The organism is Sulfitobacter sp. 1A13368 (genome assembly GCF_043557275.1).
GTDB lineage: Bacteria > Pseudomonadota > Alphaproteobacteria > Rhodobacterales > Rhodobacteraceae > Sulfitobacter > Sulfitobacter faviae.
Map to the genome: position 1 here is coordinate 22,740 of NZ_JBIFFR010000001.1, position 21,738 is coordinate 44,477.

23 protein-coding genes are annotated in these 21,738 nt (G+C 63.0%); 9 read left to right on the forward strand and 14 right to left on the reverse strand.

Annotated features, from left to right (window positions below):
- Window positions 1–61 precede the first annotated feature (61 nt).
- The 3 genes from surE to ACGYK4_RS00145 all read left to right on the forward strand — a co-directional run bounded on the left by surE (window position 62) and on the right by ACGYK4_RS00145 (window position 2,803).
- Window positions 62–847 carry a 5'/3'-nucleotidase SurE gene (gene surE / locus ACGYK4_RS00135; RefSeq protein WP_394454659.1) on the forward strand — a complete coding sequence of 262 codons (786 nt, stop codon included), beginning with the start codon at window positions 62–64 and terminating at the stop codon, window positions 845–847.
- Complete coding sequence (locus ACGYK4_RS00140; protein ID WP_067267929.1) at window positions 844–1,500, forward strand: protein-L-isoaspartate(D-aspartate) O-methyltransferase; 657 nt, start codon at window positions 844–846, stop codon at window positions 1,498–1,500. Before surE ends, ACGYK4_RS00140 begins: the two co-directional genes overlap by 4 nt.
- A 61-nt stretch (window positions 1,501–1,561) precedes the next feature.
- Window positions 1,562–2,803 (forward strand): peptidoglycan DD-metalloendopeptidase family protein, encoded by a 1,242-nt coding sequence (locus ACGYK4_RS00145; RefSeq protein ID WP_394454660.1) that lies wholly within the window; start codon window positions 1,562–1,564, stop codon window positions 2,801–2,803.
- Window positions 2,804–2,860: 57 nt separating this feature from the next.
- Here ACGYK4_RS00145 and ACGYK4_RS00150 read toward each other — a convergent pair whose 3' ends face one another.
- From ACGYK4_RS00150 to ACGYK4_RS00165, 4 genes are read right to left on the reverse strand one after another with little or no spacing between them, the layout of a single operon-like run.
- Window positions 2,861–3,709, reverse strand: coding sequence for an ATP-binding protein (locus ACGYK4_RS00150; RefSeq protein ID WP_394454661.1), 849 nt, complete (start codon window positions 3,707–3,709; stop codon window positions 2,861–2,863).
- Window positions 3,706–4,563 (reverse strand): twin-arginine translocase subunit TatC, encoded by an 858-nt coding sequence (gene tatC, locus ACGYK4_RS00155; RefSeq protein ID WP_067267932.1) that lies wholly within the window; start codon window positions 4,561–4,563, stop codon window positions 3,706–3,708. The genes ACGYK4_RS00150 and tatC overlap by 4 nt, the downstream gene beginning before the upstream one ends.
- 5 nt (window positions 4,564–4,568) lie before the next feature.
- The gene (gene tatB / locus ACGYK4_RS00160) at window positions 4,569–5,135 is read right to left on the reverse strand and encodes a Sec-independent protein translocase protein TatB (RefSeq protein WP_394414477.1); all 567 of its coding nucleotides are present in this window, start codon (window positions 5,133–5,135) and stop codon (window positions 4,569–4,571) included.
- A 4-nt stretch (window positions 5,136–5,139) separates the two neighbouring features.
- A complete protein-coding gene (locus ACGYK4_RS00165) occupies window positions 5,140–5,406 on the reverse strand; it encodes a twin-arginine translocase TatA/TatE family subunit (protein WP_067268177.1) in 267 nt (88 codons plus the stop codon).
- A 183-nt stretch (window positions 5,407–5,589) separates the two neighbouring features.
- Here ACGYK4_RS00165 and ACGYK4_RS00170 point away from each other — a divergent pair, with 183 nt between their 5' ends.
- Window positions 5,590–6,252 carry a helix-turn-helix transcriptional regulator gene (locus ACGYK4_RS00170; protein ID WP_394454662.1) on the forward strand — a complete coding sequence of 221 codons (663 nt, stop codon included), beginning with the start codon at window positions 5,590–5,592 and terminating at the stop codon, window positions 6,250–6,252.
- A gap of 18 nt (window positions 6,253–6,270) precedes the next feature.
- Here the strand turns inward: ACGYK4_RS00170 and ACGYK4_RS00175 are convergent, their stop codons facing one another.
- From ACGYK4_RS00175 to ACGYK4_RS00195, 5 genes are all read right to left on the reverse strand, one after another.
- Window positions 6,271–6,627 (reverse strand): Lin0512 family protein, encoded by a 357-nt coding sequence (locus ACGYK4_RS00175; protein ID WP_394433594.1) that lies wholly within the window; start codon window positions 6,625–6,627, stop codon window positions 6,271–6,273.
- Window positions 6,620–6,970, reverse strand: a complete 351-nt coding sequence (locus ACGYK4_RS00180) for a Lin0512 family protein (RefSeq protein WP_394454663.1) — start codon at window positions 6,968–6,970, stop codon at window positions 6,620–6,622. Before ACGYK4_RS00180 ends, ACGYK4_RS00175 begins: the two co-directional genes overlap by 8 nt.
- Window positions 6,967–8,055, reverse strand: coding sequence for an ABC transporter ATP-binding protein (locus ACGYK4_RS00185; RefSeq protein WP_067268171.1), 1,089 nt, complete (start codon window positions 8,053–8,055; stop codon window positions 6,967–6,969). The genes ACGYK4_RS00180 and ACGYK4_RS00185 overlap by 4 nt, the downstream gene beginning before the upstream one ends.
- A gap of 42 nt (window positions 8,056–8,097) precedes the next feature.
- On the reverse strand, window positions 8,098–9,456 hold the full coding sequence (locus ACGYK4_RS00190) for a sodium:proline symporter (protein WP_394454664.1): 1,359 nt from the start codon (window positions 9,454–9,456) through the stop codon (window positions 8,098–8,100).
- 143 nt (window positions 9,457–9,599) lie between these two features.
- The gene (locus tag ACGYK4_RS00195; RefSeq protein ID WP_394454665.1) at window positions 9,600–10,379 is read right to left on the reverse strand and encodes an SDR family oxidoreductase; all 780 of its coding nucleotides are present in this window, start codon (window positions 10,377–10,379) and stop codon (window positions 9,600–9,602) included.
- A 136-nt stretch (window positions 10,380–10,515) separates the two neighbouring features.
- Between ACGYK4_RS00195 and ACGYK4_RS00200 the strand changes: the two genes are divergently transcribed.
- Complete coding sequence (locus ACGYK4_RS00200) at window positions 10,516–11,529, forward strand: Hint domain-containing protein (protein ID WP_394454666.1); 1,014 nt, start codon at window positions 10,516–10,518, stop codon at window positions 11,527–11,529.
- On the opposite strand, the gene ACGYK4_RS00205 is transcribed toward ACGYK4_RS00200, so the two are convergent.
- The gene (locus ACGYK4_RS00205) at window positions 11,526–11,909 is read right to left on the reverse strand and encodes a SnoaL-like domain-containing protein (RefSeq protein WP_394454667.1); all 384 of its coding nucleotides are present in this window, start codon (window positions 11,907–11,909) and stop codon (window positions 11,526–11,528) included. The two genes, ACGYK4_RS00200 and ACGYK4_RS00205, sit on opposite strands and share 4 nt — an antisense overlap.
- 104 nt (window positions 11,910–12,013) lie before the next feature.
- Here ACGYK4_RS00205 and ACGYK4_RS00210 point away from each other — a divergent pair, with 104 nt between their 5' ends.
- From ACGYK4_RS00210 to ACGYK4_RS00225, 4 genes are all read left to right on the forward strand, one after another.
- On the forward strand, window positions 12,014–13,633 hold the full coding sequence (locus tag ACGYK4_RS00210) for a peptide chain release factor 3 (RefSeq protein WP_394455100.1): 1,620 nt from the start codon (window positions 12,014–12,016) through the stop codon (window positions 13,631–13,633).
- 77 nt (window positions 13,634–13,710) lie between these two features.
- Window positions 13,711–14,646: a glycosyltransferase family 2 protein gene (locus ACGYK4_RS00215; RefSeq protein WP_394454668.1), complete on the forward strand. Its 936-nt coding sequence runs from the start codon at window positions 13,711–13,713 to the stop codon at window positions 14,644–14,646.
- Between the two features lie 149 nt (window positions 14,647–14,795).
- On the forward strand, window positions 14,796–16,304 hold the full coding sequence (locus tag ACGYK4_RS00220) for a DEAD/DEAH box helicase (protein WP_394433586.1): 1,509 nt from the start codon (window positions 14,796–14,798) through the stop codon (window positions 16,302–16,304).
- A 100-nt stretch (window positions 16,305–16,404) separates the two neighbouring features.
- Window positions 16,405–17,064 (forward strand): hypothetical protein, encoded by a 660-nt coding sequence (locus tag ACGYK4_RS00225; RefSeq protein ID WP_394454669.1) that lies wholly within the window; start codon window positions 16,405–16,407, stop codon window positions 17,062–17,064.
- Here ACGYK4_RS00225 and ACGYK4_RS00230 read toward each other — a convergent pair.
- The 4 genes from ACGYK4_RS00230 to nuoN are packed head-to-tail and all read right to left on the reverse strand — an operon-like array spanning window position 17,048 to window position 21,725.
- The gene (locus tag ACGYK4_RS00230) at window positions 17,048–18,715 is read right to left on the reverse strand and encodes a ribonuclease J (protein WP_067268157.1); all 1,668 of its coding nucleotides are present in this window, start codon (window positions 18,713–18,715) and stop codon (window positions 17,048–17,050) included. The genes ACGYK4_RS00225 and ACGYK4_RS00230 overlap by 17 nt on opposite strands.
- A gap of 1 nt (window position 18,716) precedes the next feature.
- Window positions 18,717–19,493, reverse strand: a complete 777-nt coding sequence (locus ACGYK4_RS00235) for a type III pantothenate kinase (RefSeq protein WP_394454670.1) — start codon at window positions 19,491–19,493, stop codon at window positions 18,717–18,719.
- Between the two features lie 22 nt (window positions 19,494–19,515).
- Entirely contained in the window at window positions 19,516–20,247 is a 732-nt protein-coding gene (locus ACGYK4_RS00240; RefSeq protein WP_394454671.1) for a biotin--[acetyl-CoA-carboxylase] ligase, read from the reverse strand.
- Between the two features lie 32 nt (window positions 20,248–20,279).
- Window positions 20,280–21,725: an NADH-quinone oxidoreductase subunit NuoN gene (gene nuoN / locus ACGYK4_RS00245; protein ID WP_394454672.1), complete on the reverse strand. Its 1,446-nt coding sequence runs from the start codon at window positions 21,723–21,725 to the stop codon at window positions 20,280–20,282.
- Window positions 21,726–21,738 lie beyond the last annotated feature (13 nt).

Sequence of the window (21,738 nt, forward strand, 5' to 3'; positions counted from 1 at the left end):
CCGGCGCGCTGCGCTTGCCGCCGGTCCGCCCCTCGCCTATCAAGGCAAAAAGGGGCCATTCATGCGTATTTTGATTACAAACGATGACGGCATCAACGCGCCCGGTCTGGCCGTGCTGCGCGCCATTGCCGAGGAACTGGCCGGGCCTGCGGGCGAGGTCTGGACCGTGGCACCGGCGTTTGAGCAATCCGGTGTGGGCCATTGCATCAGCTACACCAAGCCGATGATGATCACGCAATTGGACGACCGTGTCTTCGCTACCGAAGGCTCTCCTGCCGATTGCGTGCTTGCCGCGATCCACGACACGATGACCGCCGCCCCCCCCGATCTGGTGCTCTCCGGCGTGAACCGGGGCAACAATGCCGCTGAAAACGCGCTCTATTCCGGCACGCTTGGCGGCGCGATCGAGGCGGCGTTGCAGGGTTTGCCCGCCATCGCCCTGTCGCAATACTACGGCCCCGCCAACCGCGATCTGGCCGATCCTTTTGAGGCCGCCGCCCAGCACGGCGCCGAGACCTGCCGCCGCATTCTTGAGCATAGCCCCAAGGAAGACGCGGCTTACGGGCTTTTCTACAACGTGAACTTCCCCCCCGTGGCAGGCGCCGATGTGCGTGGCATCCGGCTGGCCCCTCAGGGCCGCCGCTCCGGCACCGGGTTTTCGACCGAAGCACATCTGTCGCCCTCGGGCCGCCGCTTTTTGTGGATCAAGGGCGGCGATCAACGCGTGCAAACGGCACCGGGCAGCGATGCCTGCGTCAACCTTGACGGCTATGTCTCGGTCACCCCGATGCGCTGCGACCTGACGGATCACGCGGCCCTCGAAACGCTGGCGGGCATCAACCGATGAATGAGCCACCCATCTCTGAAGCGGAACGCAAGATGCAGTTCCTCTACGCGCTGCGCTCCAAAGGCGTGACTGATGCGCGCGTGCTGACAGCGATGGAAGCGATCGACCGTGGCCCCTTCATTCGCGGCCTCTTTGCCAGCCGCGCCTATGAGGATATGCCCCTGCCCATCGCCTGCGGCCAGACCATCAGCCAACCCTCTGTCGTGGGGCTCATGAGCCAAGCCTTGCAGGTGTCGTCGCGCGATAAGGTGCTCGAAATCGGGACCGGCTCGGGCTATCAGGCCGCGATCCTGAGCAAGCTCGCCCGGCGGGTCTATACGATCGACCGGCACCGCCGTCTGGTCCAGGAGGCGCGCGGTGTCTTCGAGGCGATGGATCTGACCAATATCACCGCGATCACCGCCGATGGCAGCTTTGGCCTTGCCGAACAGGCCCCCTTTGACCGGATCATCGTGACCGCCGCCGCCGAAGACCCGCCCGGCCCCCTGCTCGCGCAGCTAAAAGAGGGGGGCATCATGGTGCTACCCGTCGGCCAATCCGACACGGTCCAACACCTCATCCGCGTGCGAAAGACCGCTGATGGGCTGGAATACGACGAATTGCGTGCCGTGCGCTTTGTCCCCCTGCTGGAAGGCTTGGGCAAGGACGGCTAATAGGTTACAGAGACACGGACAACGCCCCATACCGTCTGGGGGCGAAGATGAGGACTTGCAGATGCGCCAAACACGCTTGCGCCGCCCCATGCGGCTGACCCTAATGGCCGGGACCAGTGCGATACTGCTGGCAGGTTGCGAAAATCAGCCCTTGGATTACGATATGCGCAGCACCTTTGGCGATGGGTTCTCCACCGCTGAAGCCGCGCGCGGGCCTTTGGCAGACCGGCCAAAACCCGACGCACGGGGCGTGATCTCTTATCCCAATTACCAAGTCGTCGTCGCCCGCCGGGGCGATACGCTGAAAGACGTGGCCGCGCGCGTGGGCGCCGACAGCGGCGAATTGGCCCGCTACAACGGGATCGATCAGGGCGTCCCGCTCCGCCAGGGTGAGATCATCGCCCTGCCCCGCCGCGTCTCTGAGCCTGCGCCCGGCACCAATGGCGCCGTGGACATTACCACCCTTGCCGGCAGCGCCATCGACCGCGCCCCGGCGACCCCCAGCGTCCAGACCCAAAGCCTGCCGCCCGTAGGCACCAGCACCCCCGCACCACAGCCCGCCGCAGCACCGCAGACGAAAGAGCCTGTGCGCCACCGGGTCGAGCGTGGCGAGACCGCCTATACCGTGGCGCGTCTTTACAACGTGCCGGTCAAGGCACTGGCCGAGTGGAACGGCCTCGGCCCCGATTTCGCGATCCGCGAGGGCCAATTCCTGCTGATCCCGGTCGAGAAACAGGCGCCCCCGCGTCAGGCGACCAACACCGAGTCGAGCGCCGCCGCCTCGCGCCCCGTGCAGTCGGTCACCAGCGCCCCCGGCGCAGGTACCCCCACGCCGACGCCGCCCTCCGCCGCCAAACCGCTGCCGCAGGATGAGACCGCACAGCCCCTGCCGCCCAAGGTCGAGCCGAAAGAGCCTGTGGCCGATGTGGGCAAGCCCACCGCCCCGGCAAAGGCGACCAAGATGACACCCCCGGTCCAAGGCTCCATCATCCGCGCCTATTCCAAGGGCAAGAACGAGGGCATCAACATCAAGGGCAGCCCCGGCGGGCCGGTGAAAGCCGCCGAGGCGGGCACCGTCGCCGCGATCACCAAAAGTGCGGAGGGCATCCCGATCGTCGTGGTGCGCCATGCCAACAACCTGCTCACGGTCTATGCGAATGTCGACGGCGTGAATGTCGCCAAGGGCGACAGTGTCAGCCGGGGCCAGCAGATTGCCAAACTGCGCGGCGGATCGGAATCGCATGTGCATTTCGAGGTGCGCAAAGGCTTTGAGAGCGTCGATCCGACGCCCTATATTCAGTAACCAAACGACAAAGGGCCCGCAGAATATGCGGGCCCTTTCGCTCATACCGTCCGGCGCTCAAACGCCCGAAACGGGAACGCCTTTCCTGCCCGCCAAATCCACGAAATACTGCCATGCCACCCGGCCCGAGCGGGCGCCGCGTGTGGCTTGCCATTCGACAGCCTCGGCCCGCAGGGTGTCGTCGTCGATCTCTACGCCGAAGGCATCGCAATAGCCGCGGATCATCGCCAGATACTGGTCCTGATCGCAGGGGTGGAACCCCAGCCAGAGCCCGAACCGGTCAGAGAGAGAGACCTTTTCCTCGACCGCTTCGGAAGGATTGATCGCGCTGCCGCGCTCGTTCTCGATCATGTCGCGCGGCATCAAGTGGCGGCGGTTCGATGTGGCATAGAGCACGACATTCTCGGGCCGCCCTTCGATGCCCCCATCCAACACGGCCTTCAGCGATTTGTAATGCGCGTCGTCATGGCCAAAGCTGAGGTCGTCGCAAAACAGGATGAACCGCTGCGAGGCCCCGCGCAGGAGGGACAGAAGCCGTCCGACCGACGGCAGGTCTTCGCGCTGCAATTCAACGATGCGCAATGCTTCATGTGATGCTTGAACGTCCGCGTGTATCGCTTTGACAAGGCTGGATTTCCCCATGCCTCGAGCGCCCCAAAGAAGCGCGTTGTTCGCAGGCAACCCCGCTGCAAATTGGCGGGTGTTGGCCAAGAGCGTATCCCGCGCCCGATCCACCCCCACCAAAAGCGGCAGGTCGATCCGCGCGACCTGCGGCACGGGCATCAGACGGTCGGGGTCGGTGTGCCAGACGAAGGCAGTGGCCGCATCGAAGTCCGGCGCGGCGAGCGGCGCGGGAGACATACGCTCCAGCGCCGCCGCGATACGGTCCATCGGATCATTGATCACAGCAGGTCTTCCTCGTCTTCGTCGTCAAAGTAGCCCTCTTCGCGCAGCTTTTCGTTGCGCTTTGTCTCGACCCGACGCACGAGGAAGATCGAGATTTCGTAGAGGCCATAAACCACCACGAAAAGGATTACCTGCGTGATCACATCAGGCGGGGTGACCAGCGCGGCCAGCACGAGGATCGCCACCACCGCATATTTGCGCACATTGGCCAGGCCTTCGGAACTGACCAGCCCCGCCTTGCCCATCAGTGTCAGCAGAACCGGGAGCTGGAAACACAGGCCAAAGGCCACGATGAATTTGATCGTGAGCGACAGATACTCCTGCGCCGAGCCTTGGAAGGCGATGGCGGCGATGCCGTTCTCACCATCCGGCCCACCGACCAGCGTGCCCGCTTGTTGGAAGCCAAGGAAGAAGTCGAAGGCCAGCGGCGTGACGACGTAAAAGGCGAAAGCCGCGCCAAGGAAGAACATTACTGGCGAGGAGATCAGGAAGGGCAGAAAGGCCCCCTTCTCGTTCTTGTAAAGCCCCGGCGCCACGAAGCGCCACAGCTGGTAGCTGATGAAGGGGAAGCCCAGCACCAGACCGCCTAGAAGCGAGATCGAGATCGCGACGAAGAAACCCTCTTGCAGCTTGATCAGGATCAGCCCGCAATCCTCTTGCCCCCGTTCGGCCATGGCCGAGCAGAGCGGTTCGGTCAGGAAGTTGAAGATCGGGTTCCAAACGGTAAAGCAGATCACCATCCCGATGATGAAGGCGATGACCGAATGGATGAGCCGCGTGCGCAGCTCGGCCAGATGCTCGATCAACGGGGCGGAACTGTCGTCGATCTCGTCATAATCGTCGGTGGCGCTCATTCAACTCACTCTTTCTTGGCGGCAGCTTTGGGTGCCGTTGAGGTCTTGGCGGCGGCATCGTCCGATGCCGCTTGGGCCTGACCTGTGTCTTTTTCGATCACAGGCCGCGCCGGGGCTTCCTTGGCCGGGGCGGCGTCCGAAAGCTTCGCCTCTGCTGCTTCGGCCTCGGCCATGGCTTCCGCCGCTTCGCGTTGCTTGCGTTCGGCGGCGGCCCGCGCGGTGCTGGCTTGGATCTTCTTCACATCCTCGGCCTTTTGCGCCGCCAGTTTGCCGGTCTCGCTCTCAGGGTCGAAATTGGTCAGTGACCGGGTCGCGTCCTTGACCTCATCCATGGCGCTGCCTAGCGGGTTGCTGGCCGTCTTGAGCGATTTGTTCAGCGACGATGACATCTCGCGCATGCCGCTTTCATCGGCGGCATCGTTCATCGCTTGGCTGAATTCACGCGCCATGCCTTTGGCCTTGCCCACGAATTGCCCGACGCGCCGAAACAGCACGGGCAAGTCCTTGGGGCCGACCACGATCAGGGCCACCACGCCGATGACTAAAAGTTCCGTCCAACCCAGATCGAACATCGGGTTACACCCGGTCCTTGTCGGCCTTCAGGTCGGTCTTGGGATGGGTGCCCTGATCGGCATGTTCCGGCAGGTCAGCATGGTGCACGTCTTCGACATGTTTGATCTCGTCGCGCTTGTTCTCTTCTTCGCCTTCGCTGATGCCTTTCTTGAAGCTGGTGATGCCCTTGCCGACTTCGCCCATGAGCGAGGAAATCTTGCCACGGCCAAAAAGCACCAGCACGACAACCGCGATCAGCAGCAGGCCCGGCAGTCCGATATTGTTCAACATGTCTGTTCTCCCATCAGTTTTGGCGCAGTCTGGTCGCGCCAGTCTGCACCGTGATAGCGGGCGGCGCCGGGACCATGAAGGGGCAATGCGGCGAATGGGCGGTGCTGCGGGCGAAGGACTGCCGATTTTCGCGCGTGCAATTCGAGTTGTGACATGTTTTTGTCAGGAGCGTCAGGAGGCAGCATGGTATCAGCGAAAACCGAAGATCGGCTTGTCCGGCTGATCGACAGGCTGCGGGATGGGCGGCTGCACCGGGCCGAGGATCTGGCCCGACAGTTCGGCGTCTCCCCCCGCACGATCTACCGCGATATGGGCAAGCTCAGCGCGGCGGGCCTGTCCATCGCTGGGACGCGGGGCGAAGGCTATCGGATCATCCCTGCGATCACCCTGCCCCCGCTGACCCTGACGGCGGCGGAGCTGGAGGCGCTGAACCTCGGCCTTGCCGTGGCAGCAGAGGTGGGCGACCCCGCCCTGCAAGCCGCGGCAGAGACATTGGCCGCCAAGTTCGACGCGGTGCTGCCGACCGAGGCCATTGCCGAGGGTGCCGCATGGGCGCAGGCGCTGAGGTCGCAGGGCAAAGCCACGCGGGTTTTCACTCATCTGCCGGTGCTGCGTGCCGCGGTGCAGGCCCGCCAAAAGCTGCGGATTGCGGTGATCGGCGAAGCGCCGCAAGTGGTGCGCCCGCTTGAGGTACGCAACTGGGGCCGGTTCTGGCTGCTGACCGCGTGGAGCGAGGGGGCGGCGGATTTCGTGACCCTGCCGCTTGATCAGATCGAGAGCGCTGAGCCGCTACCGGAGTTGTTCGTGGACGAGCCGGGCAGAACGCTCGCGGATCATCGCCCCTAACCCCAGATCAACGCCGCCTCAGCCCTTCAATCGCCAGCCGGTTTGCGGGGGCAAAAACGCCTCGACACTGGCCTGCGCGATCACGATGGTATCCTGTCCCGTTTTCACGTTCAGTCCGCCCTTTACCGCGTGCACCTCGGCGCGACCGCGCGGCAGTTTGGCCACCAGTGCGTCGACATCCACCTTCTCAGGCTCCTGCACCGCCACGGTGACCTGCACGCCCATCTGATCCGGCGTCACCTCCAGCGCGCCGAACAGCGGTAGGGAGGAATGGCGCAAGGCATCTTCGATCGCGCGGGCGGCGGCCTTGGTATAGTCCATCCCATGCAGATCGTTGCCCATGCCCATTTCGATGATAATCCGCTGCTCAGCCATCGGCACGCTCCATCTCGAAGCCGACGGAAAGCGCCACATTGGCCATGACCGTTGGGTTCCCTTCCCCTTCGGGGCGCGGCACGTCGAGACCGCCGTGATGCAGCTTCACCGTCACCTCGCCATAGGGAAAGACCGCGCGCAGCGCTTCGGCATCCACCAGATCGGGGCGCTGCACGCCCACGTCGAGGGTGATGCGCATGGCCGACTTATCGAAACCGAAAAGCTCAGCCAGATTGATCGAATTATGCCACAGCGCATCCTGCACCGCGCGTTTCGCGGCCTGCGTATAATCACCGCACCGCAGGGAGGAGCCCATGCCGAATTCTACCAACAGCGGCTTCATGAGGTCACCGGAAAGACAAAGCAACGGTCGCGGCGCACGGTCAGCCACATGACGGCGCCGGGTTGCGGCAGAAAGACATTGGGCACCGTGGCCTTGAGCCGCGATCCGTCCTCTTCCAACACAAATTCCACGAGGCTTTCGTTGCCCATGAAACGCGCGCGTTCCACCACCGCCCGGGCCGGTGTGCCATCGGTCGCCGTGGGGCGCGGCCCCTTGCCCGCTCGGTCAAAATCGATGCGCAGGTGTTGCGGGCGAAAGACGATATTCACCGGCGTGCCATCGGCCACACCGGGGGCGAGGAATTGGCCGAAGACCGTATCGGCCAACGCCCCGGTCACCGTGGCCTCAAGCACATTGGCATCGCTGAAAAAGGCGACGGAGGCGCGGTCGACGGGCCGGGTATAGACGTTGTAGGGCGCGCCTTGCTGCACGATCTTGCCGTCGCGCATCAGCGCGATCTCATCGGCCATGCGCATCGCCTCGTCCGGCTCATGGGTGACCAGCAAAACGGCGGTGTCCTCTTCCTTGAGGATGCTCAGCGTCTCGTCGCGGATGCCATCACGCAGGCGGTTATCGAGACCGGAAAAGGGCTCATCCATCAGCATGATGCGCGGCTGCGGCGCCAGCGCGCGGGCCAGCGCCACGCGCTGCTGCTCCCCGCCCGAAAGCTGGTGCGGATAGCCGTCGATATAGCGCAGCAGGTCCACCCGTTCGAGCAGTTCTTCGATCCGCGCGCGTTTCTCCTCACGCGTGCCTTTCTTGAGGCCAAAGCCCACGTTGTCGGCAACGCTCAGATGCGGGAACAGGGCGAAGTCTTGGAACATCAGGCCGATCTCGCGCCGCTCGGGCGGGACGCGGAACATGGTGTCGCAGATCAATTTGCCGTCGACATGGATCGTGCCGCTGTCTTGCATCTCAACGCCCGCGATCATGCGCAACGTGGTGGATTTGCCGCAGCCCGAGGGGCCAAGCAGGCAGGTCACCTGCCCCGGCAAGATCTGCAAAGATACGTCATCGACCACCTGCCGCCCGCCATAGGCGCGGCGCAGGTTGCGGATTTCCAGACGGGGGGTGGGGTCACTCATGGAGGCTGCGGTATCCGATCAAATCGCTCGGAAACCCAGCTATCAGCCCCGCCGCGCCCCCGCAAGCACCGCCGCGAACCCGGCCAGCAGCACGAAGATGCAGATCACCAACAATTGCTCGTATTTATGCCCCTCAGGGAGAAGTGCCGCGACCCATGCCCAGCCCCGTGCGAAATAGGCCGCAGCCCCCAGCATCGCGGCGGCAAAGGCGGCAAGGTAGCTCCAGACCGGGATCGCGCGCCCCGCCACCAGCCCGATGAGCAGCACCGGGGTGAGGAACATCGACGCGGTGCCGCTCACCGCGACGGCATCAAAGAGCGTGGCGTTGCCCCAAAGCGTCAGCAGCGCACCAAGCGCCATGAACCCCGCCATCACCAGCCGCCCGCCCTTCAAGCTGCGCGGCGCAATGCGCCATTCCTCAACCATCAGCCGCGCGGCAGAGGCGAGCGCCGAGTCGAGTGTCGAGAGGGCCGAGACCAGCAGCGACAGCATCAGCGCCACAAAAATCCAGCCCGGGAACATTTGCCCCCATGTGCCGATCAACTCACCCTCATAGGCCGCGCCGGTCAGGCTGGCTTGGATGCCGAAAAAGCCAAAACCGATGATGCAAAGGGTCGAAATCCAGAAGGCATGGAGGAAAGACGCCCGGGTGGTTGCCTCATCCGCCAGAAAGCCGCGGTCCATCATCACCGGGTCATGCGCCGGGTAGGAAAAGACCTGCAACAGCGCCACGACCAAAAGCACCCAACCGTTGTAGGGGCCAGAGACTCCCGGCGCGCTCAGCACCGCGCCAAGCTCGAACCCCGGGCTGAGCAGCAGAGCTCCGAGCGCAAGGCCGAAGACGATGAGAAAGACCAGCATTTGCACCACATCCGTGCGCAGCGCGGCGGAAAGCCCGCCCCACGCCGAATAGCCAAAGCCAAGGGCGGCGACGATCAGCACAGCAAGCGTGCCCGACCCGGGCCAGACGGCCTCGAAAATCAACGCGACGACCAAGAGATTGGCAAAAACCTCAGACAGCAGCCGCAGCCCGATCACGAGGTTATAGGCCGCCGTCCCCGCGCCCCCAAAATGCCCCGCCAGCCAGTCCTGCACGGAGCGCGCGCCGCCGCGCCGCAGGTGGCCGACGATGAAACCGCCCGTCAGGAAAGACCCGTAATAGGCCGCATAGGCCAGCGTGCCCGCGATGCCGTAGAAATAGCCCAAGATCGCCGCGTTCATCAGGCTGCGGGCGAAAATCCATGTGGTGACTTGGCTCAGCACCAGCACCCAAAGCCCCGGCGCGCGGCCTGCCGCATTGGCGCCGCCAAAGAAGCCTTCGACCGTCGCGCGGCGCGGTGCAACCAAGAGGCTGGCAAGGATCACGGCAGCGAAAAGAAGGACAAGAACAGTGGTTTGCATGGGCGGCGGACCTTTTGCGAAAAGCTGATCCACAAGGGTTAGCCGCCGCCTGCAATCCGGGCCAGCACTGAAACCGCTGCTGTCAGGAATGTGATCCGCCGCGACGTGCCATGGCCGAGACACACGCCCCGGCCATGGAGGGTTTACATGGTCAGATTGGTGCCGCCGCCATCCAGCAACAGGTTCTGCCCCACGATGAAGCCCGCGTGCTGCGAACAAAGGAAAGCACAGGTCGCGCCGAACTCCTCACGGGTGCCATAGCGCCCCGCGGGGATGCCCGCCTGACGCTCGGCGCGGGCTTCGTCCAGCGTGATGCCCTTTTGCTTAACCACATTGGCGTCGAGCGAATCTGCCCGGTCGGTCGCATGAATGCCCGGCAGAAGGTTGTTAATCGTAACCCCCTTGCCCGCCACCTGCCGCGCGGTGCCCGCGACATAGCCGGTAAGCCCGGTGCGGGCGGAGTTGCTCAGCCCCAGAACGGGAATCGGCGCGCGCACCGACTGGCTGGTGATGTTCACGACCCGGCCCCAGCCGCGCTCCATCATTGAGGGCACCAGCGCTTTGATCAGCGCGATGGGGGCCAGCATATTGGCGTCGAGCGCCTTGATGAAATCGTCGCGGTCCCAATCCTGCCACATGCCGGGAGGGGGGCCACCCGCGTTGTTGACCAGAATGTCACAGCCCTCTGCCGCCTTGATGACCAGCGCCTGCCCCTCTTCCGTGGCCACATCCGCCGCGACGGTGGTGACCTCGACGCCGTGTTCCTGACGGATGCGCTCGGCCGAGGCCTCAAGCGCCTCTGCGCCGCGGGCGTTCATCACAAGGTTCACCCCTGCCGCCGCCAGCGCCTCGGCGCAGCCAAGGCCGAGCCCCTTGGACGAGGCACAGACCAGCGCCTTCTTCCCTTTGATTCCCAAATCCATTTTGATTCCTCCTATGCATTTGCATATGCCTACCACGCCGCGCCGCCAATGCCAGCAAATCACCCGAGCCTTGACCCATCCGGGCCACAATTCTAGCCTATCTCACTGGCGAAAGCCCCTGAACCAAAGGCCCGTCATGCCCCCCAGCCGCACCGCCCCCGCACAGAACCTCGCCGTCTACCGCGCCGGGCAATTCCGCGCGAGCGATGGGGCAAACATGGGCGATGCGCTATCCTTTGCCGCCGAATTGGTCCTCGATGATGTCTATGAGTTAGACCGCGCGGCAAAGCCGCAGCGCCTGTCGCTGTTGACCCTGCCCGGCGATCAATTCCGCCTTACTGAGGATACCGGCGTGGGCCGCCCCGGGGGCGATCTGCATCTCGACAGCCTGTTGACGCTGATGTCGCCCGATGGGCAGACCCAAGAGGCGCTGCTGCTGGTGGAGGTCGATCAACACGGTCACGCGGCAGAGGTTTACCTTTTGCCGCTTGGCCCGCTGACACCGCAGACGGGCTACCGGATTGTGGGCATCGACACCCAGACCGCGCGGCAAAAATTCGGTCAGCTGGCCTGCGTCTCTTTCACGCGCGGCACCCATATCTCGCTCAGCACCGGAGAGCTACGGCCTATCGAAGACCTGCGCGTGGGGGACCGTATCCTGACCCGCGATGATGGCGTGCAAACCCTGCGCTGGATCGGGCAAAGCACCCTGCGTGCGGTCGGCGAGTTTGCCCCGATCCGCATCCGCGCAGGCACGCTCAACAACGAACACGACCTGATCGTCAGCCCCGACCACCGGCTGTTCATCTATCAACGCAGCGATGAGATGGGCGCGGGCCGGTCCGAATTGCTGGTCAAGGCGCGGCATCTGGTCAACGGCGACAGCGTGACGGTGCAGGACGGCGGATTCGTCGACTACTTCCAACTGCTCTTTGACGGGCATCAGATCATCTATGCCGAGGGGATCGCCGCCGAATCCATGTTGGTCGACAGCCGCACCCGGTCGGTCCTGCCGCCGGAAATGTCCGAAGCCTTGGGCGAGGTGATCCCCGGCCATTCCGATCTGCCCCATGCCGGGCTCGATCTGGCAGAGGCACTGCTTGACCGCCCCGACGCGGCGGCGCTGCTGCGCAAAGCCTCAACCCGTTAAGGCGCCTCGACGGCGTAGTGGAACTCCTCCCGGACGATCTTGCCGTCTTTGACGTGGTAAACGCCGATCTCTTCCATCTGGAACCGCTCACCGCTTTGCTTGTCGGTGGCATCGACCTTGAATATCGCGCTGAACTGGCTGTCGCCAAAGTAGAACGGGCCGATCACCTCGGTGCTATGTTCCTCCATCGCGTTCTCCCACCAGTCGTGCTTGCCGTGGATCGCCTTGACCCCATGGGTCTCTCGCCCCTGCCCGCCCATATCGGCCGCCTCGACCGAGACGGCATCTTTGGCATAGAGCCGATCAAGGTTCGCACGCACCGCAGCATTTCCCTCCCGGCAGCCCGCGACCAATTCGCGGGCAATCTCTTTCAGTTCCATCGCATCCCCCTCCATGTACCCCTTATGTTCTCACCCTACGCCACCCGGCGATTCGCAGCAATGGCCAGATTGCGCCCGGTCGCGGCGCGGCCTATATGGGTCGGATGTTGGACACGCCGCAAAACCGCCCCGCCCTGCCGCCCGAGATCGCGCGCCGTCGCACCTTTGCGATCATCAGCCACCCTGACGCGGGCAAAACCACGCTGACTGAAAAGTTCCTGCTGTTCGGCGGGGCCATTCAGATGGCCGGACAGGTACGCGCCAAGGGCGAGGCGCGGCGCACCCGCTCGGACTTCATGGCGATGGAAAAGGACCGGGGCATTTCCGTCTCGGCCTCGGCCATGTCCTTTGACTTTCATAGCGGTGACACCAACTACCGGTTCAACCTCGTTGACACGCCCGGCCACTCGGATTTCTCTGAAGACACCTACCGCACCCTGACGGCGGTGGATGCCGCCGTGATGGTGATCGACGGCGCGAAAGGCGTGGAAAGCCAGACGCAAAAGCTTTTCGAAGTCTGCCGGATGCGCGACCTGCCGATCCTCACATTCTGTAACAAGATGGACCGGGAAAGCCGCGATACCTTTGAAATCATTGACGAGATTCAGGAAAACCTCGCCATTGACGTGACGCCCGCTAGCTGGCCCATCGGCCTGGGCCGCGATTTCGTGGGCTGCTATGACATGCTGCGCGACCGGCTGGAACTGATGGACCGTGCCGACCGGAACCGCGTCGCCGACAGCATCAAGATCGAAGGGCTGGACGACCCAAAGCTCGCCGAACACATCCCCGCCGCGCTGCTTGAGAAACTGCGCGAAGATCTTGAAATGGCGCGCGAATTGCTGCCACCGCTGGACCTCAAGGCGATGCACGAAGGCACGCTGACCCCGATTTGGTTCGGCTCGGCGATCAACTCCTTCGGGGTGCGTGAATTGATGGAAGGCATCGCCAAATACGGGCCGGAGCCGCAAATCCAAGCTGCCACCCCGCGCCAGATCCTGCCCGAAGAGAAAAAAGTTGCGGGCTTTGTCTTCAAGGTGCAGGCCAATATGGACCCTAAACACCGCGACCGCGTGGCCTTTGTCCGCCTCGCCTCGGGGCATTTCGAGCGTGGCATGAAAATGACCCATGTGCGCACGAAAAAGCCGATGACGGTGTCCAACCCGGTGATGTTCCTCGCCTCCGACCGCGAGTTGGCAGAGGAGGCTTGGGCCGGTGACATCATCGGCATCCCCAACCACGGGCAATTGCGCATCGGTGACACGCTGACCCAAGGCGAAGCGCTCCGCGTGAGCGGCATCCCCTCCTTCGCGCCCGAATTGCTGCAATCGGTCCGCGCGGGCGATCCGCTAAAGGCAAAACACCTTGAAAAAGCGCTGATGCAATTCGCCGAAGAAGGTGCTGCAAAAGTGTTCAAACCCTCGATTGGTTCAGGGTTCGTCGTGGGCGTTGTCGGCCAGTTGCAATTCGAAGTGCTCGCCAGCCGGATCGAGTTGGAATATGGCCTGCCGGTTCGATTTGAGCCGTCTCAGTTCACCTCGGCCCGTTGGGTGAACGGCACGAAGCAAGCCGTTGATAAGTTTATCGATAGTAACAAACAGCACATCGCGCATGACCATGATGGCGACATCGTTTACCTGACCCGCCTGCAATGGGACATCGACCGCGTCGAGCGCGATTACCCGGATGTGAAGCTGACCGCGACCAAGGAAATGATGGTGTAAAATGGCCCGCCCCCGGGGGCAGAAAACCTTGATTTCGGGGCCGATCATGGCATTCTAACCCCAACTGGGGAGACGCGATGACGACGACGACGAAATGGGGGCTGGTGGCCACGATCCTGGCCCCCGCAGAGGAGATACGACGCTTTGCCGCTTACCATCTGGAGGCGGGCGCGCATCGCCTCTACCTATACCTCGATGCCGAAAACCCAGAGGCTTTCGAAAGCCTGAAGGCCCATCCGAAAATCCGTGTCACCACCTGCGATGACGCCTATTGGCAAAGGCTCTGCGGCAAACGTCCGCAAAAGCACCAAGTCCGTCAAAGCCAGAACGCGACCCGCGCCTATAACCGGGCGGATGATGTGGATTGGCTAATCCATATGGATGTGGACGAATTCCTCGTCTCTGACCGCCCGGTGGACGAGGTGCTTGCCACCCTGCCCCCGGCACAAAAAATCACCCGCATCCGCCCGATGGAGGCTTTGGCCGGTGATGGCACGGCCTTCAAGGCCTTCATTCCGAACGGCCCCGAGCGCGCCCAGATCGTCTCGGCGCTTTACCCGACCTATGGTGACTACGTCAAAGGCGGCTTTCTGAGCCATTTGGCCGGGAAAGTTTTCGTCCGCACCGGGATGGCGGAGGTACGGCTACAGATCCACAATGCTTTTCAGAACGATACGATGATCGACGGGCCAGAGCAGCAGCCCGGCATTGATCTCGCGCATCTTCACGCGAAAAGCTGGCCGGAGTGGATCGCCGCCTATCGCTACCGGCTGGAAAAAGGCTCCTACCGCGCCGATCTGGCCCCCAACCGCCCCCGCGATCGCGGCGGATTGTCGATGCATGAACTCTTTTCCATGATCGAATCCGAAGGGGGTGAGCCGGGATTGCGCGCCTTTTTTGATGAGGTCTGCGCCGATACGCCTGAGCTGCGCGAAACGTTGAAGGACCACGGTCTGCTGCGTCTCGCCGATCTCGACCTTGATGCAAAGGTGTCGCGCCATTTCCCAAGTTAAGCGCCTGAGAGGGCAAGTGTTTGACGGCTGGGCCGCAACTTGCTATGCGCTTTCGCAACATGCCGCGGCAAATGCCGCCCCTTGGGCCATTCGGGCCGGCTTGTATTGCTGCCGCGGGCCAAGTCAGTGTCCGCTCAACTCGGACGCACATGACAAAATTTACCGATCTGAACCTGAATGCCAAGGTCCTCAAAGCTATTGATGAGGCTGGCTACGAATCGCCCACACCTATTCAGGCGGGCGCCATTCCCCCCGCTCTTGAAGGTCGTGACGTCTTGGGCATCGCCCAAACCGGCACCGGCAAAACAGCCAGCTTCACGCTGCCGATGCTTTCACTTCTCGCCCGTGGCCGGGCGCGCGCGCGGATGCCGCGGAGCCTCGTGCTCTGCCCCACGCGGGAACTGGCCGCACAGGTGGCCGAGAACTTCGACACCTATTCCAAGCATCTGAAACTGACCAAGGCGCTGCTCATTGGCGGCGTCTCCTTCAAGGAGCAGGACAAGCTAATCGACAAGGGCGTCGACGTGCTGATCGCCACCCCGGGCCGCCTTCTGGATCATTTCGAGCGTGGCAAGCTGATCCTGTCGGACGTCAAGGTCATGGTCGTGGACGAGGCCGACCGGATGCTCGACATGGGCTTCATCCCTGACATTGAGCGGATCTTCGGCCTCACGCCCTTCACCCGGCAAACGCTGTTCTTCTCGGCCACCATGGCGCCTGAGATCGAGCGGATCACCAACACCTTCCTCAGCAACCCTGAGCGGATCGAAGTGGCGCGTCAGGCGACCACGAGCGAGAATATCGAACAGGGCGTCGTCATGTTCAAAGGCTCGCGCAAGGACCGCGAGGCGAGCGAGAAGCGCAAACTGCTCCGCCTGCTGATCGATGCCGAAGGCGAGAAATGCACCAATGCGATCATCTTCTGCAACCGCAAGATGGACGTGGATATCGTCGCTAAGTCGTTGAAGAAATACGGCTATGACGCAGCCCCGATCCACGGCGATCTGGACCAGAGCCAGCGGACCCGCACGCTCGAAGGGTTCCGGGGTGGCGAGTTGCGCTTCCTCGTGGCTTCTGACGTCGCCGCGCGTGGCCTTGATGTGCCAAGCGTGAGCCATGTCTTCAACTTCGACGTGCCCAGCCATGCCGAAGACTACGTTCACCGCATTGGCCGCACCGGCCGCGCGGGCCGCGATGGCAAGGCGATCATGATCTGCCAGCCGCGTGACGAGAAGAACTTCGAGGATGTCGAGCGTCTGGTGCAAAAGGAAATCCCGCGCATCGAAAACCCGCTTGGCAAAGCCAAACCCGCCGAGGAGACCTCCGACGCGCCGGCCAAGTCCGATGACAAGCCCAAGCGGACGCGCTCGCGCAGCCGCAAGGCCGACAAACCTGTCGAGGCACCCGCCGAGGACAAGCAACCGCAGGCCGATAAGGCTGAGGCCAAGGTCGACGCCAAAACCGACGACAAAGCGCAGCCCGAAAAGGCAGAGGCCGCGCAGGACGAGCGCAAGTCGGGCCGCGGCAACAAGGACGAGAAGAAGTCGCGCGGCGGACGTGGCCGGGGCGACAAACGGGGCGGTAACGACAACCGTGTCGTCGGTCTGGGCGATCACACGCCAGACTTCATCGGTCTAAGCTTCCGCGAACGCATCTAAACCCCGCCACCGCGGGCATGAATTCGCCGCCGATCCCCGCCGGGATTGGCGGCTTTTTCGTCTGTGCTATGTGAGGGGAAACCCATCAGATAGGACAATCATGCTGCGCCCCGCCCTCCTCGCTCTCACGATCCTAACCGCCTTCACCGCCGCCCCCGCCAGCGCGGAACGCTGCCGGGCCGAGGTCAATGGCGCCGAAGTTGTGGTGGAAGCCGAGAATTTTGCCAATTTCGCCGAAGAGGTCGGCACCCGCGAGCGTCTGATGAATTGGCCCGCGCGGAAGTGGAGCAAGCTTTGGGGCACGCCGCCCGCCTGCGACAGCGGAGTGCTGTTCGACTACCTCGCCACCACTGTGCCGCTGGATCAGATCGACGGCTATTGCCTGACCGCCACGCCCGAAGACGGGCATTTCCTGATCCCCGGCGCGCGGAACTATCGCGGCTATTGCAAGAAGACCTTCTGCGAGCGGGTGAACACCACCAAGGAAGAGACCGTCGAGATCAGCAAGAACATTGCGCGCTCCGCCGTGGACAGGCTCAGCCAGCCGGACAACCTCCGCGCCGTGGCACATAAATCGGGGGCGTTCATTTTGACGGGAGGGGCCTCTGCCCTCAGCGCCAATTTGGCGACGACAGGCAGCACGCTGGCCACCGCACTGTCGACCCCCGCCGCCCTTGCGGCCACGGGGGTAAGCGTGGTCGCGGTGGGCGGCGCGGTCTATATGTGCAGCGGTGACGCGGAGGTCAACTCAGACGGCTGACCACCACGGTGACTTCGGGCTTCTTGCCGATTTCGTCATAGGACGACTGCCGCGCGACCTTTTTCAAACCGTCATTCAGCTTGTCGTCATCCCGCAGGGTGGCGGCTTTCTGACGGTTCAGCCATTGGCTGAGGTCTTGTTCCAGCACGTCCACGAGCGGCGCGTTGGAGCGGCCCGTTTCCGGCAGGCCCATCAGATCGACCCAAGGCTCGCCCAAAGGCTCGTCATCGGTATCGAGGATCAACGTCACTGTAGCATGGCCGTTCAGCGCCATGCGGATACGGTCGCGGATCACACCATCCAGCGCGCCGACCTGAACCGAACCGTCCAGATACATGCGACCTGTATCGACATGTTCGACCACCTTGGGCTGGTTGCCCGACAGGTCCACCATCATCCCGTTCACCGCCAGAACGCCGGTGATGCCCTTGGCATCGGCGATCTTGACGTGTTCGCGCAGGTGGCGGTGCTCCCCGTGCATAGGGATCAGAACCTGCGGTTTTACGATGGCATGGAGGGTTTCCAGATCGGGGCGGTTGGCATGGCCCGAAACGTGGTAGAGCCCCGAAGAGTCGTCGACAACATCGACGCCCTTTTCCGAGAACTGGTTGATGATGCCGATCACGCCACGCTCATTGCCCGGAATGGTTTTCGAGGAGAAGAGGAAGAGATCGCCCTCTTTCAACTCGATCCCCTGATACTTGCCGCGGGCCAGTTGCGCAGAGGCCGCGCGGCGCTCCCCTTGGCTGCCGGTGACCAGCAGCATCAGATTCTCGCGCGGGATCGCGCGGGCATTCTCGGGCGAGATGACGGGCGGGAAGTCTTTCATCACACCGGTCTGGATCGAGGCTTCGACCATGCGGTTCATCGCACGGCCCAAGAGCACGATGGACCGCCCTGCCCGCGCACCGGCTTCGGCCAGCGTTTTGACCCGCGCCACGTTGGAGGCGAAGGTGGTGGCAACGACCATACCCTCGGCGCTGCTCACGAGCTTTTCGATCTCCGGGCCGACGGTGGCTTCGGAGCGACCGGGATGGGCGGAGAAGACATTGGTGCTGTCACAGATCAACGCCTTCACGCCATCCTTGCAGACCTCGGCCCAAAGCGCGTCGTCAAAGGCTTCGCCGACGCCCGGCGTCCGGTCGATCTTGAAATCGCCCGAATGGATCGTGCGCCCCTCGGGCGTGTCGATCACCATGGCCGAGGATTCGGGGATCGAATGCGAGATCGGCAGGAAGCCCACTTTGAACGGGCCTGCGGTGATCTGCTCGGGCCATGCGCTGACGGTCGTGACCGCATCCTCAGGATGGCCGTGTTCGGACATCTTCCGGCGGGCGATATTGGCGGTAAAGGCGCGCGCATAGATCGGCGCCTTCAGCACCTCATAGGAATGCGCGATGGCACCGATGTGGTCTTCGTGGGCATGGGTGATAAAGATCGCCTCGATCTGATCGCGACGTTCTTTCAACCAAGTGATGTCGGGCAGGATCAGGTCCACGCCCGGCGTGCTGTCCATATCCGGGAAGGCGACACCGATGTCGACGACGATCAGCCGCTCTTTCCCGGGCTTGCCGTAGCCATAGACATAGGCGTTCATGCCAATTTCACCCGCCCCACCGAGGGGCAGATAGATAAATCGTTCGCTGCTCATATTATTCAGCTTTGTCCTTATTATAATCGTGGATCACGGTCAGCCCGTGCATCGTGAGTTCATCTTGATAATCATCGAACAGGTCGACTGCCTGCTGAAACAGCGGTGCCAGACCCCCCGTGGCGATAACGCGCATGGGTCTTGCACGTTCCGCCCTTATCCGCTCACATATCTCACGAACCAGCCCGACATAACCCCAAAAGACACCGGACTGCATACAGGCCACCGTATTGGTGCCAATGACGGAGGGCGGTTTCGAGATATCGACATGCGGCAGGGCGGCGGCGGCGTTGTGCAGCGCCTCTAGGCTGAGGTTCACCCCCGGCGCGATCACACCCCCGATATAGGCCCCGTCGTCGGCCACCACGTCAAAGGTCGTGGCCGTGCCGAAATCCACCACAATCAGGTCGCCGCCATAGAGGTCATAGCCCGCCACGGTGTTCACCAACCGGTCCGGGCCGACCTGCGTGCCCTCGTCCACACGCACGTCGATGGGCAGTGCACAGCCCGGTTTCCCGACAACGAAGGGCCGCGTGCTAAAGTAGCGATCCGCCAGAACGCGCAGGTTGAACACAACCCGCGGCACCGTCGAGCTGATAATCATATCGGTGATGTCGGCGTCGGTATTCTGAAGCCGCATCAAGGTGTTGAGCCAAACGTAATATTGGTCGGCAGTGCGTTTCCATTCGGTCGATGTGCGCCATGTGGCGATAAACGTGTCCCCGTCCCAGATAGAGAAAACGGTGTTGGTATTGCCGCAGTCGATTGCCAGAAGCATGGTGCCTCCCCTCCCCCCGATTTTAGAAAAACACGTCCGCCGCGGTGATGGGCACCGCGCCGTCGCGGGTGCGCAGGATCAGATTGCCTGCGCCGTCTACATCTTCGAAAACGCCGGTCATCTCGTCGCGCATGGTGCGCGCGGTGATGACCTCTCCGAGCCGCGCGGCATGGGCGAGCCACGCCGTGCGGATCGTGCTGAACCCATAGGTCGTGAACTGCTCTTCCAGACCGGCGTATTCCCGCGCAAGCACGTCGAGGAACTCTTCTGCGCCCACATTGCCCCCCGCTTCGCGCAGGGTCACCGCAGGTAAGGCGCGCGCTTCAAGGCTGTCCGCCGCCGGTCCATGGGCAAGGTTCACGCCGATGCCGATGGCCAAATGCTCACCTACGCTTTCAAGCAGGATGCCAGCGACCTTGCCCCCGCGCAGCAGAACGTCATTCGGCCACTTGAGCGCAAATGCGTCCTCCCGCCCCGTCACAGCCACGAATGCGCGATAGAGCGCGAGCGAGGCCACGAAAGAGCGCAGCGCGGCGACGCCCGGCGGCTCTTTGCGCGGCATCATCAGGGTGGCCGCGAAATTGCCGCGGGGGGTGGCCCAGCTCCGGCCCCGACGCCCGCGCGCCGCCGTCTGCTCTAACGCCAAAATCCAAGTCGGCGCGGTCAGCTCTTGCTGTAACCGCGCCGCCTCTGAGAGGGTGGAATCGAGCGTGTCATAGACGCGCCGGCCATAGCCTTCCGGCCAAGGGGTCATGCGCGTCTCTGGCCGATCTCGTGCCGCACCGCTCAGTTCACCAGCGATGCCGCTGCCGATGCGGCCAAGCCTTCGACGCCGAACATATTGGCAATGCCGACGATCATGATGACGGCAGAGGCCATCAACACCACGGTCAGCACGCCGCCGTTCTGGTGGTCGAGCGTGTCCGAACGCTCTTCGCCGAAGTACATGTAAAAGACGATGCGCAGGTAGTAATAGGCACCGATCACACTGGCGATCACGCCTGCGATGGCCAGCCATGTCATATTGGCGTCATAGGCCGCGCGCAACACATAGAACTTGCCGAAGAAGCCCAGCATCGGCGGCACGCCCGCAAGGCTGAACAGCAGCACCAGCATCGCCAGCGCCCTGCCCGGGTTAGTTTTGGCATACATGTTAAGCAGGGTGATATCGGTCACCGGCGCGCCGTCTTTCTGCATCAACAGAATAAAGGCGAAGGTGCCGAGGTTCATGGTCACATAGATCGCCATATAGACCAACATTGCCTGCACGCCAAAAGCGGTGCCCGCGGCCAGCCCCATCAGCGCATAGCCAATATGCGCGATGGAGGAGAAGGCCATCAGACGTTTGATATTGGTCTGACCGATCGCGGCGACCGAGCCAAAGAACATCGACAGAACCGACAGCAGCGCGACGATCTGGCTCCAATCGCTGACGATCTGACCAAAGGCGTCATGCATCACCCGGGCGAAGAGCCCCATCGCCGCAACCTTGGGCGCCGTGGCAAAGAAGGCCGCGATCGGCGTGGGCGCGCCCTCATAGACGTCCGGTGTCCACATGTGGAAGGGCACGGCGGAGACTTTGAAGGCCAGACCGGAGATCAAGAAGACCAGACCAAAGAGCAAGCCAAGCGATGTGCCGCCCGTCTGCGCCGTGGTGATGATGCCCGCGAACAGCGTGGTCCCGGCGTAGCCATAGACCAGCGATGCGCCATAGAGAAGCAGGCCCGAGCTGAGCGCGCCGAGCACGAAATACTTCAAACCCGCTTCCGTAGACTTAACCGAGTCGCGGCGCAGGGAGGCCACGACGTAAAGCGCCAGCGATTGCAGCTCGAGGCCCATGTAGAGCGCCATCAGGTCGCCTGCTGAGACCATCATCATCATGCCGACGACAGCCAAGGCCACAAGCATCGGATACTCGAACCGCAGCAAGCCGCGCAGTTTCATGTAGTTTTCCGACATGATCAAGACGGCAGCGGCAGAAAGCAGGATCGTCACCTTGGCGAAACGGGCGAAAGTGTCGTCGATGAACATGCCGTGGAAGGCGATATTGGTGGTGCCGTCGCCAGACATGGCCACCCAACCGGCCAGCAGCACCATCACCACCGCGGTCACCCAGACGAGCACCCCGGCGGCCTTGTCTTTCGACGTATAGACCGCGCCGAGAAGGCCAAGCAGGGCAAACCCCGCAAGGACGATCTCAGGCAGAATGATGTTCAGATCAGCGGATATCATGCGCCAAGTCCTT

What these genes read in the sequence shown, in the direction of transcription:
- surE (WP_394454659.1), top strand. Translation starts at nt 62, where the DNA reads ATGCGTATTTTGATTACAAACGATGACGGCATCAACGCGCCCGGTCTG.
- ACGYK4_RS00140 (WP_067267929.1), top strand. Translation starts at nt 844, where the DNA reads ATGAATGAGCCACCCATCTCTGAAGCGGAACGCAAGATGCAGTTCCTC.
- ACGYK4_RS00145 (WP_394454660.1), top strand. Translation starts at nt 1,562, where the DNA reads ATGCGCCAAACACGCTTGCGCCGCCCCATGCGGCTGACCCTAATGGCC.
- tatC (WP_067267932.1), bottom strand. Translation starts at nt 4,563, where the DNA reads ATGAGCGCCACCGACGATTATGACGAGATCGACGACAGTTCCGCCCCG.
- tatB (WP_394414477.1), bottom strand. Translation starts at nt 5,135, where the DNA reads ATGTTCGATCTGGGTTGGACGGAACTTTTAGTCATCGGCGTGGTGGCC.
- ACGYK4_RS00165 (WP_067268177.1), bottom strand. Translation starts at nt 5,406, where the DNA reads ATGTTGAACAATATCGGACTGCCGGGCCTGCTGCTGATCGCGGTTGTC.
- ACGYK4_RS00170 (WP_394454662.1), top strand. Translation starts at nt 5,590, where the DNA reads ATGGTATCAGCGAAAACCGAAGATCGGCTTGTCCGGCTGATCGACAGG.
- ACGYK4_RS00175 (WP_394433594.1), bottom strand. Translation starts at nt 6,627, where the DNA reads ATGGCTGAGCAGCGGATTATCATCGAAATGGGCATGGGCAACGATCTG.
- ACGYK4_RS00180 (WP_394454663.1), bottom strand. Translation starts at nt 6,970, where the DNA reads ATGAAGCCGCTGTTGGTAGAATTCGGCATGGGCTCCTCCCTGCGGTGC.
- ACGYK4_RS00185 (WP_067268171.1), bottom strand. Translation starts at nt 8,055, where the DNA reads ATGAGTGACCCCACCCCCCGTCTGGAAATCCGCAACCTGCGCCGCGCC.
- ACGYK4_RS00190 (WP_394454664.1), bottom strand. Translation starts at nt 9,456, where the DNA reads ATGCAAACCACTGTTCTTGTCCTTCTTTTCGCTGCCGTGATCCTTGCC.
- ACGYK4_RS00195 (WP_394454665.1), bottom strand. Translation starts at nt 10,379, where the DNA reads ATGGATTTGGGAATCAAAGGGAAGAAGGCGCTGGTCTGTGCCTCGTCC.
- ACGYK4_RS00200 (WP_394454666.1), top strand. Translation starts at nt 10,516, where the DNA reads ATGCCCCCCAGCCGCACCGCCCCCGCACAGAACCTCGCCGTCTACCGC.
- ACGYK4_RS00205 (WP_394454667.1), bottom strand. Translation starts at nt 11,909, where the DNA reads ATGGAACTGAAAGAGATTGCCCGCGAATTGGTCGCGGGCTGCCGGGAG.
- ACGYK4_RS00210 (WP_394455100.1), top strand. Translation starts at nt 12,014, where the DNA reads ATGTTGGACACGCCGCAAAACCGCCCCGCCCTGCCGCCCGAGATCGCG.
- ACGYK4_RS00215 (WP_394454668.1), top strand. Translation starts at nt 13,711, where the DNA reads ATGACGACGACGACGAAATGGGGGCTGGTGGCCACGATCCTGGCCCCC.
- ACGYK4_RS00220 (WP_394433586.1), top strand. Translation starts at nt 14,796, where the DNA reads ATGACAAAATTTACCGATCTGAACCTGAATGCCAAGGTCCTCAAAGCT.
- ACGYK4_RS00225 (WP_394454669.1), top strand. Translation starts at nt 16,405, where the DNA reads ATGCTGCGCCCCGCCCTCCTCGCTCTCACGATCCTAACCGCCTTCACC.
- ACGYK4_RS00230 (WP_067268157.1), bottom strand. Translation starts at nt 18,715, where the DNA reads ATGAGCAGCGAACGATTTATCTATCTGCCCCTCGGTGGGGCGGGTGAA.
- ACGYK4_RS00235 (WP_394454670.1), bottom strand. Translation starts at nt 19,493, where the DNA reads ATGCTTCTGGCAATCGACTGCGGCAATACCAACACCGTTTTCTCTATC.
- ACGYK4_RS00240 (WP_394454671.1), bottom strand. Translation starts at nt 20,247, where the DNA reads ATGACCCCTTGGCCGGAAGGCTATGGCCGGCGCGTCTATGACACGCTC.
- nuoN (WP_394454672.1), bottom strand. Translation starts at nt 21,725, where the DNA reads ATGATATCCGCTGATCTGAACATCATTCTGCCTGAGATCGTCCTTGCG.